The organism is Bradyrhizobium sp. C-145, assembly GCF_023375135.1.
Classification (GTDB): domain Bacteria; phylum Pseudomonadota; class Alphaproteobacteria; order Rhizobiales; family Xanthobacteraceae; genus Bradyrhizobium; species Bradyrhizobium zhanjiangense.
On sequence record NZ_CP088150.1, the window covers coordinates 1,393,791 to 1,409,026 of the forward strand.

The 15,236-nt window shown below is 57.8% G+C and carries 8 protein-coding genes and 1 pseudogene; 5 read left to right on the plus strand and 4 right to left on the minus strand.

All coding sequences use genetic code 11. The features are described from left to right. The first annotated feature begins 283 nt into the window (after positions 1 to 283). Complete coding sequence (locus LRP30_RS06630) at positions 284 to 1,159, plus strand: host specificity protein (RefSeq protein WP_249759745.1); 876 nt, start codon at positions 284 to 286, stop codon at positions 1,157 to 1,159. A 217-nt stretch (positions 1,160 to 1,376) separates the two neighbouring features. Here LRP30_RS06630 and LRP30_RS06635 read toward each other — a convergent pair. Continuing rightward, positions 1,377 to 1,841: pseudogene (locus LRP30_RS06635) on the minus strand (transposase); the annotation flags it as partial. Positions 1,842 to 3,409: 1,568 nt separating this feature from the next. Between LRP30_RS06635 and ltrA the strand changes: the two are divergent. The 4 genes from ltrA (at position 3,410) to LRP30_RS06655 (ending at position 9,522) form a co-directional block, all read left to right on the plus strand. Next, positions 3,410 to 4,732, plus strand: coding sequence for a group II intron reverse transcriptase/maturase (gene ltrA, locus LRP30_RS06640; RefSeq protein WP_346016183.1), 1,323 nt, complete (start codon positions 3,410 to 3,412; stop codon positions 4,730 to 4,732). A 123-nt stretch (positions 4,733 to 4,855) separates the two neighbouring features. Further along, positions 4,856 to 6,205, plus strand: a complete 1,350-nt coding sequence (locus tag LRP30_RS06645) for an IS701 family transposase (protein WP_249759746.1) — start codon at positions 4,856 to 4,858, stop codon at positions 6,203 to 6,205. A 73-nt stretch (positions 6,206 to 6,278) separates the two neighbouring features. Next, positions 6,279 to 8,243 carry a beta-L-arabinofuranosidase domain-containing protein gene (locus LRP30_RS06650; RefSeq protein WP_249759747.1) on the plus strand — a complete coding sequence of 655 codons (1,965 nt, stop codon included), beginning with the start codon at positions 6,279 to 6,281 and terminating at the stop codon, positions 8,241 to 8,243. A gap of 451 nt (positions 8,244 to 8,694) precedes the next feature. Further along, complete coding sequence (locus tag LRP30_RS06655; protein WP_249759748.1) at positions 8,695 to 9,522, plus strand: Effector protein NopP; 828 nt, start codon at positions 8,695 to 8,697, stop codon at positions 9,520 to 9,522. Between the two features lie 922 nt (positions 9,523 to 10,444). Here the strand turns inward: LRP30_RS06655 and LRP30_RS06660 are convergent. From LRP30_RS06660 to LRP30_RS06670, 3 genes are all read right to left on the minus strand, one after another. Then, entirely contained in the window at positions 10,445 to 10,831 is a 387-nt protein-coding gene (locus tag LRP30_RS06660; protein ID WP_249759749.1) for a response regulator, read from the minus strand. 86 nt (positions 10,832 to 10,917) lie between these two features. Then, a complete protein-coding gene (locus LRP30_RS06665; RefSeq protein ID WP_249759750.1) occupies positions 10,918 to 11,601 on the minus strand; it encodes a response regulator transcription factor in 684 nt (227 codons plus the stop codon). Continuing rightward, entirely contained in the window at positions 11,598 to 14,270 is a 2,673-nt protein-coding gene (locus LRP30_RS06670; protein ID WP_249759751.1) for a PAS domain S-box protein, read from the minus strand. Before LRP30_RS06670 ends, LRP30_RS06665 begins: the two co-directional genes overlap by 4 nt. Between the last annotated feature and the right edge of the window lie 966 nt (positions 14,271 to 15,236).

Genomic DNA, 15,236 nt, shown 5'->3' on the forward strand with positions numbered 1-15,236 from the left:
TGGCGATTCGACGGAATCCCGAAAATGAAATTGCAAGGCTCCGATGCCCGGTGCACCAAACCCTGCATTCGCAAACCAGTCCACAACGACAAAATGCGATTCTAGCTCAATCGCTTAGGCGTTCTTCACGGACGACGCGTTAGCTTCCTCTTCACAAGAGCGCGCGACAGATGCTCAACCTCGGCGCGTCAGCTCATAGTCAGCTAGACCTCTTACCATCGTCGGTAGAGCTCGAGCGGCGCGAGCTCAGCACCCCCAACCGTACCGACAGGAGAGAGATCCGATGTATGGCCGAATTGCTGGCTCATCCAGCCAATCCACAAGCGCTACCCAGGCTGACGAATCGAGGCATTCAGATGACGAGGGCTTTGCGGAAAGGCTTGCAGGCATGGCGCCCGATGCTGGCCCAAGTTCGTTCCAGGCAGCGACACGGCCGTACTCCGTAGTTTCCCGACCTCCGATCGAAGAGATCGACATGGATACCTTCGGGGAAGAAGTGAAGGCCTTCTATAGCGATGACATCAAGCACATTGCCGATAATCCACTGGAATACTCGGATTTCATATCCACAAAAGCTGAGCGCGCAGCGAACATTGCTAGAACCCATGGTCACACCGACGAAGATACGGACGAGGCGCGATATTTCGCCTATCGATTGGGTGACAAAACTGTTGGGCTTCTGAGAACAGAAGGCGGACTTCGGGTAGGAGGAAGGCGATTCAGCGCCCAGTTTCCCGGTCGAAACGCAGTCACATCCCAAGTAGATCTTCGGGTTACTCATCCGCTCGTCGAGAACGCTGGCGATATTCTACTGGAGCATCAGCTTCGGGAGGACGGCGAGCGAGCATTGATTATGTCAAAACCTGCGTTGCCAGGCATCGAGCCCCGTCTGGCTCAGATGGGCTTTGTTCCTGTGAGTGATAACAATCACTGGGTGCTTGATCCTCACCAGCATCCCGACAAGTGGACGCATAACGCTGAAGGTAAATGGCAACGGGTAGGCAAACCTGAAGGATATCTCGCCGCCGAGAGTAGTGGTGCTCAGGCAAGAATCGAGCGAGCTTCGAGTGAAGCAAGTGATGAGACAGAGTCGTCCGGCGATGACACGTCTTGGTACTTCGAACGCCTTAATCTAGGCCCGGGGTCGGCTGCCGAATAGTCGCTGTGGGCGAGGCCGGACCTGGTGACTACTGAGCTCATTGAGTATGTTGCTGCAGGAATGGCTCGCCACTTCAAAACGAGCTTGCCTTAGGCGGCGGGATCGCGCCCGGAGTGCTGCACCGACCTGCGCTGGGCCGCTCGCCGCCAGTCAGCGAGCACGCGTAGCCGAATTGGATCCAATCCACGCATTCCATAGGGGGGCCGCGAGGTGTCGAGGCCTTCGGCTGCACGATGGCGTCGACCGTGACCCGCTTGAGGTCCTGATTGCGTAACGCGCCGACCTCGTGCGCCACCCGCAGGCTCTCGGCCAATAACAGCTCCAGCTTGTCGCCAAGCCGCTTGCTCCAGTGGATCAGGTCCGAGCGCTCGTGCGGGAAGGCGTGCTGAAAGAACTCTTCGCCGGTGAAGTACTGGAAATACGGATCGTGAAGCCAGCGCTCGCACACTCCCTCATCGGACAGGCCGTAAATGTGCTTGAGCAGCAGCAGCCCGATCACAAAGCGGGTCGCGATCCCGGGCCGGCCGTTCTCGCTGTACAGCGGCGCGATCTCGCCGTCGATCCTGTCCTAATCGACCTTGCCGGCGAGCTGAAGCAGCGCGTGCTTCATATTGTTGATCTGGTTCAGCCTGGCCCGGAACAGATCGCCCGATCCCTTCGTCCTGTGCTTCTTCGGTCGCATCGCCACCTCCGATGCGACGACGGAATCATGGCCGGCGATTCGACGGAATCCCGAAAATGAAATTGCAAGGCTCCGATGCCCGGTGCACCAAACCCTGCATTCGCAAACCAGTCCACAACGACAAAATGCGATTCTAGCTCAATCGCTTAGCGGTTCTTCACGAACGACGAATTACGGACAATTGGGAGATCCAAGTCGGCTCTTGGTTACCCAGCCTGCTATCTGCCTTGCAGGACCAAATCAGCCTGAAGCTCGATGCACAAAAGATATCTCTAACTCATCCTCGCATCTTGCCGAAGCCGGCGAGCAAGTCGGTGTAGACAGCTTCGGGCCGCTCCGTCGCGGCTTATTCACTGGAAGCGCATACGCGCGACAACTTACTTTTCCCGATTGCCAGCATCCGCGCCATGTCGGGCAAGTTGAGCATGCACTTCGACCCCGGGACGATTGCTAGGATTAGCAGTCCAGTTTCCTCCGTAGATCGCGCGTAGCAGCGGCTCATTCAATCCGGTTGGGCCACACGCGCCACCGCGGCCCTCCCACCTGCTACCTGTCATCAAAAGGATTGTTAGAAACCGGACATTCCCGCACAAGTTCCAGGGCCTAGAATCAATAGCAGATGGTTCGCCGCACCGGAAGGACGCGGCGCGCCCGCCGTATATGCGACAGGCGAGTACTATTGGCCATTATCTGGCCCAGCGACAACCGACCCGCTCGTATAGGAGGATCGACCATCCTTGTGGCGACGCGGGATTTAGCACGACTGGCAAATCCGGTCGGTGGCCAGCGATCGCATCGGGCTCATACCGCGGAGCCGCAGATCGGGTTGAAAGAAGAACCGCTCCTCATTTTCGGCACGGGAATTGCTGTCCCGCTCCTCGAACGCGACTGCTGTCAACGCATGTCTGGAGTGCGGCGCCTTAGGGCAGCCTCTCCATTTCTATCGTTTGAACGCTCGCACCGAGAATACGATTGTGCAGCCGCAAATCTCAGGGCCACAACCCAACAACGCAATCGTGGTGAGATGGCTTGCCAGGCTAGCACTACTTTGGGTGCGCCGGGAGACCGGCAAGGAGTAGATGGTGAAAGTCCATTGCGATGAAGGTGTAGCGAACTACATCGGCCCCGAGCCGTGCGCAGGCCTCCGCGAGGGGGTCGGCGAAGCGTCGGTAGGGGAGCATGCAGGCCAGCCATTGAGCCGCGAAACAGTGTTATCCCGGGCGTCGACGCTGTCCAAAGAGCGGAAGGCAACATGGGCGAGTGCGCAAGCGCGAGCACCCGTCCAGCCCGGCGTGGTCGTAGACCCTGGCATGCATGGAAGCTCCTTGTACGGGAACCGGGATATCTCCGGGTCGGCCACCTTCCTCCTCCGAGGATATGGTCCGCAGCGGGAAGGCGAGGAGCCGTAGCCGCTGATGCACGACACGGAGAAGTCTGACTCTGGCATAGTAGCTGAGAAGCCGACGAACAAAGCCGGATTACCGGCGGCGGAGTGGGTGGAGCCAAGGCTGGGGACCAAGGGAAACGCGGAACAGCAGCGCATACACCGGACACAGGGCCGGGCTCGCATGACCCAGTCGCTGGACCGCGTACGGACAGCCGCAAGGCTGAGGAAGAAGGACCGGTTCACCGCGCTCCTTCACCACATCAATGTCGATACACTGCGGGCGGCGTTCTTTGCGCTCAGGCGCAGGGCCGCTCCCGGAGTGGATGGCATGACGTGGCAGGACTACGAGGAAGATCTCGAGCCCCAGCTCGCCGATCTGCACAAACGGGTCCAACGAGGAACGTACCGCCCGCAACCGTCTCGCCGGACGTACATACCAAAGGCAGACGGCAAGCAGCGGCCGTTAGCGATCGCGGCTCTCGAAGACAAAATCGTCCAGGGCGCCACCGTCATCGTGCTCAACGCCATCTACGAAGGAGACTTCTGTGGCTTTTCCTACGGGTTTCGGCCCGGCAGAGGGCCACATGATGCGTTGGACGCGCTCTGCACAGCGATCGAGACGCGGCAGGTGAACTGGATCGTTGACGCCGACATCCAAAATTTCTTTGGCGCAGTCAGTCAATCTTGGCTGGTGCGCTTCTTGGAACATAGGATCGGCGACAAGCGCATCATCCGCCTCATCCAGAAATGGCTGAAGGCAGGTATTCTCGAAGACGGCGTCGTAACCGCTGATGACAGGGGAACGGGTCAAGGTTCGGTGATTTCACCGCTCCTCGGCAACATCTACCTGCACTACGCTCTCGACCTGTGGGCCAAGCGCTGGCGACAACGCGAGGCCTCCGGCGGCATGATCATCGTGCGTTACGCGGACGATGTAGTGGTCGGCTTTGAGCGCGAGGACGACGCACGTCGTTTCCTCGATGCGATGCGCGCGAGACTGGAGGAGTTCGAGCTGACGCTCCATCCGGCCAAGACCCGCCTGATCGAGTTTGGTCGCCATGCGGCGGTTCAACGTAAGCAGCGCGGACTCGGAAAGCCGGAAACCTTTGCGTTCATGGGGTTCACATTCATCTGCGGCAAATCACGCCAAGGGCGCTTCCAGCTTCAACGGAAGACCCGTAGCGACCGCATGCGAACCAAACTCCGCGAGATCAAGGAGGAGCTGAGGCGCCGAATGCACTGGCCGATCCCTGCACAGGGGAGATGGCTCAGGCAGGTCGTGACCGGCCACTTTGCGTACTTTGCTGTCCCGACGAATGGCCGAGCGCTCAATGCGTTTCGGTTCTATCTGACCGACCTCTGGAGGCGTACGCTTCGGCGGCGCAGTCAGCGGAACTGTCTGACCTGGGATCGCATAACGCAGATCACCGACGACTGGCTCCCCAAGGCTCGCATCCTTCATCCATGGCCGAAGCTGCGCTTCGCCGTCAAACACCCGAGGTAGGAGCCCGGTGCCTTAATTGGGCTCGCCGGGATCTGCGCGGGGGGCGCCCAGTGATGGGTGTCCCTACCGCGAACAGATTGTTGATTTTGTCGTGTTTTATAGGATTCCCGAATCAATTTTTCAATGATTCATGGGTGGTCGGCTCTTGGAGGGCTGACCATGCCGGGATGGGAAGACGAACTCGAACGCTGGCTGATGCCGTTCTTGGACCGGCTGGGTCATAAGACCCGGCAGCGGATGTGTCCTCTGTATGTGGCGGGATTGATCGGTCCTGGCGATCGCAAGAGCGTTCAGCCGATGGCGGAACGCCTTGCCACGAGCAACTACGACCAGTTGCACCATTTCATTGCGGATGGTGTCTGGGACGCGACGTCGCTGGAGACAGAGCTGCTCAACCAGGCGGACCGACTTGTCGGCGGCAGGGATGCGGTGCTGGTTATTGATGACACCTCACTGCCGAAGAAGGGTGAGCGCTCGGTCGGTGTTGCGGCTCAATACGCGTCGGCTCTCGGCAAAACAGCAAATTGCCAAACGCTGGTGTCTTTAACGCTTGCGCGGGGCGAAGTGCCAGTGATGGTCGCGTTACGTCTCTTTCTGCCTGACAGTTGGACGAGCGACGTGTCTCGTTTGAAGCGCGCTCGCGTGCCAGTCGAACACCGAACGCCACGGTCCAAGCCGGAGATTGCTTTGGCCGAGATTGACCGCGCGATGGCAGCTAACGTGCGCTTTGGATGTGTGCTGGCGGATGCAGGATACGGCCTCAGCGCACCGTTTCGACAAGGGCTAACAGGGCGCGGGCTGGCCTGGGCTGTTGGCATCCCTCGGCACCTGAAAGTGTATCCGGTCGATGTGAAGCTCATTTGGCCGATGACCAAAGTCCGCGGGAAACCACGAAAGCACCACGTGCCAGATATCTTATCGATTGCGGCAGAACAAATGCTGGCCAGCGCCAAATGGAAAACCGTGAGTTGGCGTAGCGGGACGAAAGGTCGGCTCAAAGCCCAATTTGCTGCTCTCCGTGTCCGGACCGCCGACGGCCCTCCGCAGCGGATATGGGATAAAGGTCAGCAGCATCTCCCAGGCGACGAAGCCTGGCTCATTGGCGAGCAACGTGCCTCCGGGGAGAAGAAATACTATCTCGCCAATCTTCCGGCGGCGACGGATCTGCGCACGCTGGCCGCAACCATCAAGGCACGGTGGATTTGTGAGCAGGCGCATCAGCAGCTGAAGGAGGAGCTTGGACTTGATCACTTCGAAGGGCGATCATGGCAAGGTCTTCATCGCCACGCCCTGATGACAATGATTGCCTACGCCTTCCTGCAACATCGTCGCCTCGCATACGCGGGGCGGAAAAAAAAGAATCAACGGGCCTCCGCCTCAACCAACCATGCCCGCCGTACGTCACGCCATCGTCGATCTCATCCTTCGGCCGCCGTCTCAGCAGTGCCCATATTGCCGAAAGCAAATCCTTGAAAAACAGTGGCGCAAACACATTCTGCCAAAGTAGTGCTAGGCGTCCGTTCGCCACACTCCAAGGAGGAACGAGATGAATGATCGGAATGTGGCCGAAGTCGATCTTCACAACCTACAGGTCTCGGATCCGCTGATTGGGAAATGCCAGCAGCTGGTCAGGGAAGTGGCAATTCCCTACCAATGGGAGGTGCTGAACGATCGTGATCCCGATGCGATACCGAGCCACGCGGTAGAGAACTTCCGCCTTGCCGCCGGACGTGCGAGGGGGGAGTTCCATGGCACGGTTTACCAGGACAGCGACGTCGCAAAATGGCTTGAGGCGGCTGCATGGTCGCTATGCCAGGCACCAAATCCAGACCTGGAGAAAGCCGCCGATGAGCTGATTGAATTGATTGCGACCGCCCAATGCGGCGACGGCTATCTCAACACCTATTTCATACTGAACGCGCCTCAGGAGCGCTGGACCAACCTAGCGGAGTGCCACGAGCTTTATTGCGCGGGCCATTTGATTGAAGCGGGTGTCGCGTTCTTTCAGGCGACTGGCAAACGGCGATTGCTGGAGATCGTTTGCAGGCTTGCTGATCACCTCGGCACAGTTTTCGGCCCGGAGCGCGATCAGTTGCACGGCTACGATGGCCATCCGGAAATCGAACTTGCGTTGGCACGCCTCTACGAAGCGACAGAGGAGCAGCGATATCTCACGCTAGCCAATTTTTTCGTGGAGCAACGCGGCACGGAGCCACACTTCTACGATATGGAGTACGAGAAACGCCAGCAATCCTGCGTCCCCAAATCGGACGGCAAGCCTTGGATGATAAAAAATAAAGCGTATAGCCAAGCGCACTTGCCACTTTCGGAGCAGCAGACTGCAACCGGTCATGCGGTTCGTTTTGTATACCTCATGACCGCGGTAGCTCATCTTGCGCGTCTGCGCCAGAACGAGCAGCAGCGTCAAACTTGCCAACGGCTATGGCAAAACATGGTCCAGCGCCAGATCTATATTACGGGAGGCATCGGCTCGCAAGGCGCCGGCGAAGCGTTCAGCAGCGATTACGATTTGCCGAATGATACCGCGTACGCGGAAAGTTGCGCGTCGATTGGCCTAATGATGTTCGCGCGCCGTATGCTGGAGATGGAACTGGACGGTCGCTATGCAGACGTGATGGAGCGCGCGCTCTACAATACCGTTCTCGGCAGTATCGCGTTCGACGGGCGTCACTATTTCTATGTTAACCCGCTCGAAGTGCATCCCAAAACGCTGAGATCTAATGGCATCTACAATCACATCTCGCCGGTGCGACGACGCTGGTTTGGCTGCGCGTGCTGTCCACCGAACATCGCACGCCTTTTCACATCGATTGGTCAATACATCTACACGCCTCGCACCGACGCGCTCTATGTAAATCTCTACATTGGTAATAAGGTGGCAATATCCGTCGAGGGACATACGCTGCGGTTGCTCATAAGCGGCAGCTATCCCTGGAGAGACGAGGTGGAAATCGCAGTCGAATCTGCGCCGCCAATTGCCCACACGCTCGCCCTGCGCCTGCCGGAATGGTGCAGCGCGCCGCAGGCGAGCCTGAACGGCGAGCCTGTGAATTGCGAGCCGCGCAAGGGCTATCTGCACATTCGCCGAACATGGCGGCAGGGAGATCGCGTCAAACTATCGCTGCCGATGCAAGTTCGTCGCGTATACGGCCATCCACAACTTCGCAATTTGGCCAGCAAGGTGGCCATCCAGCGTGGCCCGTTAATTTATTGTCTGGAGGAAGTCGACAACGGGACCGAGTTACACAACGTTTGGCTTCATGCAGACAGCCGGTTTTCCCTTATCGAAGGAACTGGTCTCCTTAAGGGCAAGATTTTGCTGCAGGCCAACGGGGCACGGTTGCAACACACGCATTCTGAAGAAACGGCGCTTCATCAGTACGACAAAGTGCCTGGACAACTAGAACCACAGCAGCTGACATTCATTCCGTGGTTCAGCTGGGCTAACCGCGGCGAAGGCGAAATGCGGATTTGGGTAAATGAGCGTTGACGCCGAACGCGGGTCGCGCTTCCACGAGTCGAAGTTAGAGTACGCTTCTGGCGCAGGCGATATCGTTGGTCAAAGTCTGGAAATCGGCGAAGACGGCTCGTCCGCGAGCTCCACTGGAACGTTGAAAAGAAGACCCAGATATGAGGCGGCGGGGTAGAACTCCGAAAAGAGTACGATCCGATCGGCGTCAGCAGATGAATCATCGATCGACCAATTCCTAATGGAGCAGCATCCTCGGACGTGCTCGCGGCCTCTCATCAAACCTGATGAATGGCAATGGGACGAGCGTGCCGCGGTGTCGTTCAGAAGAAGGCCCTGTGACAAGCCAGCGTGAGGGCGGCCAGCAGGACCACGTCAGGTTTTGGTAAGCCAGGCTCCCTATCAGCGCCGCTGGGCCTAACAAGCCTAAACTAGATGCGGAAATGTATGTCCGACGGGAGCACCAATCGCCATGTATAATCGGATCAACGGCTCGTCCTACTTCCAATCCTCTCACTTTGCCGAAAGTGATGAGCAAAAGGACGCGGACAGCTTTGCGGATGCGTTCGCCAATATGCGCTTAGCCGAATCTGGCTCGAGTGGCGGTTCATCTTCGGCAACAAGACCGTATTCGCTCGTTTCAACCCCTCCCATAATGGAGTTCAACGATCGTCAGTCATTCCGAAAAGCCGCGGAGGCCTATCATGGCGACGAAATCAAGTACATCGCCGACAACCCCCACGAGTACTCCGAGTTCGTGTCCGCCAAGGCAAAGCGAACTGCAGAACTTGCCAAAGACTACGGGACAACCCGAGATTCCGAGAATGCGCGATACTTCAGCTACCAATTGGGCAACAAGAGTGTCGGACTTCTAAGAATGGAGGGCGGCGACAGCATGACGAAGTTCGACGTCAAAAGGTGGAAGGAGCTGTTTCCTGGGCGGTCCGGGACGACGTCTACCGTAGATCTTCAGGTCGTTCATCCGCTCGTCGAGAACGCTGGCGATATTCTGCTCGAGCATCAACTTCGAATGGAAGGCAAACGGCCGCTGCTCAATTTGCGTCCGGCTAATCCGGAAGCAAGAGCCCGTGCGGCAAAGATGGGGTTCGTCGAGGTTGACGACGACAACATGGTTCTCGACCCAGAGAAGTCAGACAAATGGGTAAGGAATAGCGACGGCGAATGGCAGCGAAAAGGCACTGCTGCGCGGTATCTTTCCAAAGATGACGACAGTGAAGGCAGTGATACCGAGATCCCAGCGAGCTCCTCAACATACGGTTATGAGGATGATTTTATGTGACCATGGGAGGGGATATGGCCCCATGGAGTAGGCCCTATCTAGCCTGCTCCGGGCTCCTCTGCGTTTATTGCCGTTTCGGCTAGGAGTTCCTCTGAGTCGGCTCAGAATACTACCCCCAGACTGCTTCTTGGCTTAGCGGTTGCTGATTTGTTTGCGCCTTGGGAGTAGGAGCTCACGGCGCAAGGCAATTGCGACAATGCTCGCTGCGGCGAGAACCTGCATGGGGTGCCGCCAAAGTGCGCCCGGCCCCCAGGGGCCGGGCGTGCTGCGCCGAGCAGTTTGGACTGCTTGGAGGCAGAAGTCTTCTACAGATGACGCCTACGAAGTAGTAAGGGCGTGGGCGCCTGCCGTGAATCGGTGGGCAAGGAAATGCACAGCGAAGCGGCGTCCCTATGGACAAGGCTGGCCGGCATGCGTCAACGGACATAACGACGCCGTGAGCACGAGCATCGTGCAGAGCTCTTTCACCAGAAAAGCCTCAACACAAGACGTGAGGCGGTTGTCCTGGGCGAAGCTCCGTTGGCATGGTCACTGCAGTCGGGCTGCGCACAGCCAATCTCTTGCTTTGTCGAGCGCTCTCGGCCAGCTCGGCTCTGCAATGGAATATATAGCCTCGATCGAGACGGAGTTAAGAAGTGCTTAGGCTCGTCGATCGCTTTAGGTGAACATTACGTTGAACGTCGACCTGCAGAATGAGTCGAGCCGGCGTGCCCTCCGTCCCTCGCAGCGGCAAGTTGTTTTGCACCAATGTAGCCGCCTGGCGATAGTCGGTAAGGCATCCACAAGGCAACAATTGGCCTCTCGCTCGCCTGATTTTAGAGCAAGTAGCGTGTCCGACCGCGAAGAGGTTGATCGGTGGCGAGATCGTCGTCGCATGAGCGTTTAGATCGGACATGAACTCAAGCGCTGCAGGTTGATTGCGTCAGATCCCGACTCGACCGCCACACGCCTTCAGTGCGGTGTCGATGTACTCGATTAACGCTTGTCCGCCAAAGGGTTTGGCAAGGAAGCCAATCGCTCCGGCGCCCAGCGCTGACGCGCGCACGCGGTCGTTGGAGAAAGCAGTAATGAAAATGAACGGTGCGTCGTAACCACGCGTCCGCATCTCTGCCAACAGCTCCAAGCCGCTCATAGCCGACATCTGCACATCGGTAATGACACAGGATGTCTCATTCAACTGCGGCGACCGCAAGAGTTCCTCGGCCGACGCAAATATTCGGACGATGTAGCCACGCGATTTCAGAAGGTTCTCTGTCGCCGCACGGACTGAGGCGTCGTCGTCAACGACGGAAATCAAAGGCGTGGACAAGACGAGCCCTCCTGGCGCGGGAATAGTGGCTGCCAAAGCATTAGCCACTTTCGGCGAAAGTGGGCTCGAGTCATGAATTTGTAAAATCATACTTGGGTTTGTTCAGGACGATTGGTGCGAATTCCCAGCGTCTCAGTCATTCTGATCAAGTCGGCCAGCGACCGGGCACGCATCTTCTTCATGACGTGTCCCCGGTAGATCTTGACCGTAATTTCGGCGAGCCCAAGCTCGGCGGCTACTTGCTTGTTCATCAGGCCGGCAGCCACCAGTTTCATCACCGCCTGCTCGCGCGGGCTTAAGGTTTCAAATAGAGACTGCAGGTTCGCGACGGTCTGCTGAGCCTCCCGTCTTTTGCGATCGCGTTCGGTCGCCGCAACCACGGCATCAAGCAGTTCCTGATCGCGAAACGGTTTGCTGAGAAAATCGACCGCTCCTTCCTTCATGGCCCTGACGGTCATGGGAATGTCGCCATGGCCGGTAATAAAAATGATCGGAATATGTATGTTCAATCTCGCCAGCTCGGTCTGGTACTCAAGGCCGCTCAAGCCTGGCAGCCGAACATCAAGAACTAGACAGCTAACAACGTCCGCAATTGTGCTCTGCAGCATTTCGCGGGCCGATCCGAATGCAACGACGTCCAACCCTACCGATTTAAAAAGGTTCGTAAGCGAGCGACGCATGGAGATGTCATCCTCGACGACGAAGACGATCGCCTTTGTCGAGGCCTCGGCATTGCTGCCTTCACTTGGCGAGTCAAAGCGTCCTGTCACGAGACGACCTCCTTATGCAATGGTAGGGCAAACTGGAACGTCGCGCCCGGCCCATGTCTGTGGACCATTGACAGCCGCCCTCCGTGAGCTTCCACGATCGACCGGCAGATCGAAAGGCCCATTCCAAGGCCACTCGACTTGGTGGTGAAGAAGGGATCCAAGACACGGTCCGCGTCGTCCTCGGCGACCCCGACGCCGCAATCGGTCACGGCAAGCTGCACCTGCCCCATGTCGTCCTTTGATGATTGAATCAGCAGTTCGCGCGTCCGGTCTGTAACAGCGTCCATGGCTTCGATTCCGTTCATCACCAGATTGATGATCACCTGTTGTAGCTGAATCCGGTCGCCGAGGATTGCTGGCAGCGCTGCCGTCAATTCGGTTCGTAACGTCACTCGGTGGCTCACCAGCTCTCGTGTTACCAGCGCAATGACGTCCTTAACGACCTCATTGATATCGAGCGGCACCATCTCAATCTCGCCTTTCTTAGCGAGTGCGCGAACACGACGGATCACCTCGCTTGCCCGGATTGCGTCTTCGATGATCCACTCCACCGAAGAGCGCGCGGCGGAAAGATCAGGAGCTTCGCGACCCATCCAACCGAGGCACGCATCGGCGTTGCTGATAATAGCGGCGAGTGGCTGGTTTATTTCGTGCGCGATGGTAGTTGTCAGTTCTCCTAACGTCGTTACACGCGTCACATGTGCAAGCTCCGCCTGTGCTTTTCGTAGTTCTTGTTCGGCTTGATCGGCGCGAATGGTAGCGGTGATGTCAGTGCTGACCCCACGGTAGCCGAGAAATTTGCCGTTTCCATCGAAAAAAGGCTTGCCACTCGTACGGACGTAGATCGGAGAACCTGTCCGATTCACGGTGCGGTAGACGAGATCCCGAAACGGAAGATGGGCCTCCAACGTCGCCCGATGCTGCCGCCACTTCTCGGGTTCCTCTTCGACGTCGCACGCAATGTCCCAGCGAAGCAGGCCCATCAATCCTGTCGCCAAAATTCCCGCAGCGCTGGTGTGCTCGGACAAGTGAGTGACCTGATGATCTGGCCCAGTCTCCCAGAGCCAGTCGGAAGCTGTTTCGGCGTAGTCGCGAAACCGCTGTTCGCTTTCGCGCAGCGCGGCAAGTGTGGTTTCCAGGCGTTCCCTAGCTGCGTGTTGCTCGGTGACATCCATATGTGTTCCGATCAGCTCGCTGACGTTACCATCGCTGCCGACCACCACGTGCGCAACGGAGTGTATGCGCCTTATCCCGTCATCTGGTAAAAGGATACGGAAATCATATTCGAACCGTCCCTCCTTCTGTTCAATCGCCTGGCGCTGCACCTCCTGCAGCCGCGGCAAGTCGTCCGGATGGATGCGCGATCGAATGGTCTCTATCGATACCGGTTCTTGTGGGCTAAAGCCAAACAGACGATCGACCTCGGCGGAGCGATACACGAAATCTAGACCGTAGACGTCCCAGGACCAGCTGCCCGTGTGACTGAGATGCTGGGCTTCGGCTAGATAGGCCTCGCTGCGGCGCAGCTGCTGTTCTGCTCGCCTCGCCGCCGTAATATCCGTAGCTGCCCCAACAAACTCGATGTCACCAGAGGCAGTTCTCCTGGTTCGTGCCTGCGCATGGATGTGCTTCACCGAGCCGTCCGGTAGTAGCAACCGGTATTCGTGCTCGAAATCGCTCAGGTCTCGCATCGCTCGATCGATAATTTCTTTAACCGAAGCCCTATCATCTGGATGAGTGCGCTCAACGACGAGCTGCGGCCCCGGGGCAATCTCAGGATCTAATTGGAAAATCCGAAATGTTTCCTTTGACCAGAAGGCCTCGCCCGTAGTGGCGTTCCAGCTGAAGCTGCCTGTATGACTCAACTCCTGCGCCTGGGCCAAATGTGCTTCGCTCCGCTGCAGGGCAAGTTCGGTCCGCTTTCGTTCCGTGATATCTTCGCAGGCTATAAGGACAATTGGCTGATCATCGGCCCAGAGCATGGCTTTGGCGTTTTCACGTACCCACAAGACCGAGCCGTCCTTCCTGACCTTCTGGACGTCCCACGTGCGCGATTGTCCGATATCCTCAAGGCACGTCCGAAAGCATTCGCGAACGAACGCGCGGTCCTCCTCAAGAAATACGCCCAGCACGGGTTGACCAATCAGTTCAGCACGAGCATAGCCGAGTTGTGTCGCGCCGAACGTATTGACGTTGAGGACAGTGCCGGCTTCGTCGACCATGAAATACATGGCCGGATTGTGCTCGAAGATTGCGCGCCACCGTTTTTCGCGATCCTCCAAATCGGCCGTACTCCGCTGTAGCTTGGCCGCGGCCACACGCGCAGCCTCTCTTTCCTGGCGGAGCTTTCCGATCAGGTGCGTTCCCACAATCGAGGCAATAAAGAATGCAACAACCACCGGAAGATCTTGGGGGTCATCGATTCGCAGGCTGAACGCTGGCGGCGCAAAGTAGTAAGCGAGAACAGCGATGGCTAGGATGCAAAGCGCGGACGACGCGATGAAGCTGCCCATCAACGAAAACAGCAATACCACCAACAAATAGGCGAACGCCGTCGCGGCGAAATGCGCCTGAAGGTGCAAGCAAGCCAATGTTACCACGGCCAGCGTCATGCTGCCGAAGGTAAACTGAGGGGCTGAACGTTTAAAACTGCTGATCTGGCTACGCATTGTGATACCGTCCGGCCTGTTCTCCGGCGGGAGAGCTATAACATTTTAGGCAAAAATGGGGCAATCCTCGGCCACAAGACCCGCTGGTGAGCGGTTCCGAGATCGATTGCTTGCGGCTGAACTGAGCACGCGCCGAGAAAAAACGCATTACAGACATACGTATAGTTGTCCTAAACCTTCCAATATGGCGCAGGCTGACACGCCTGCAATCGAAGCTGAGATGTCTGCTTTCCTCCGCTGCCGATAGCCTCCCGGCAGGCGCTCGAGGCTGCGGCCGAGGACAACGCCCTTAAGCCAGCGGTACGAGGACAGCGGCTGCAGGTCAGCCAAGACGTTGAGGCAAAACAATCAGGCGCGCGCCTCGCCGAACCCGGAAAGAACAGGGACAAGCTGCCGGACCACTCATCTCGCCGGCACGATCGGTCATGCGGAAGAAAGCGCAATGGTCATGTGCCGAGACACGAAGGCGAAGTAACGCGATTGCTATCTATGCGTTCAGGCCATCACGCCTAGGTGCGGAGGACTTGTCTCGAGTTTAGCCGGAACCGAGCGCGCACAGTGACGCCGAACCGACACTATCCGTGTACGAGCCGCCACGGCTCCGTCGAGGTGCCATCTAATCCTGCTGATCACACCCATCACGGTCTGATGCGCTGCGCGCACGTTAACAACGGGTCACGAGTTGCGTCAGCAAGATCGCTACCACCTCGTTGGTCGGGCGAGGCAAATGCGGTGACCGCGCACATGGGCATTTGTAGGTGGACCAACAGGTAGGTCCGTCAGGCCGGACACGTTCTGTCGCAGTCCTGTTGTCTGACTCGGCAAATGTTGCACAAGCGTTCAGATGGCCGGGAGCCTTGACCGCGAAAGACGCGCTTGAAAATGACTGTAAAAAAGCTCCTACTCTTTTGCTCGCGTGCGGCATCGTGTCAGGGGCGGCTGCCGGGGCGCAACGCGGAGCAAGGC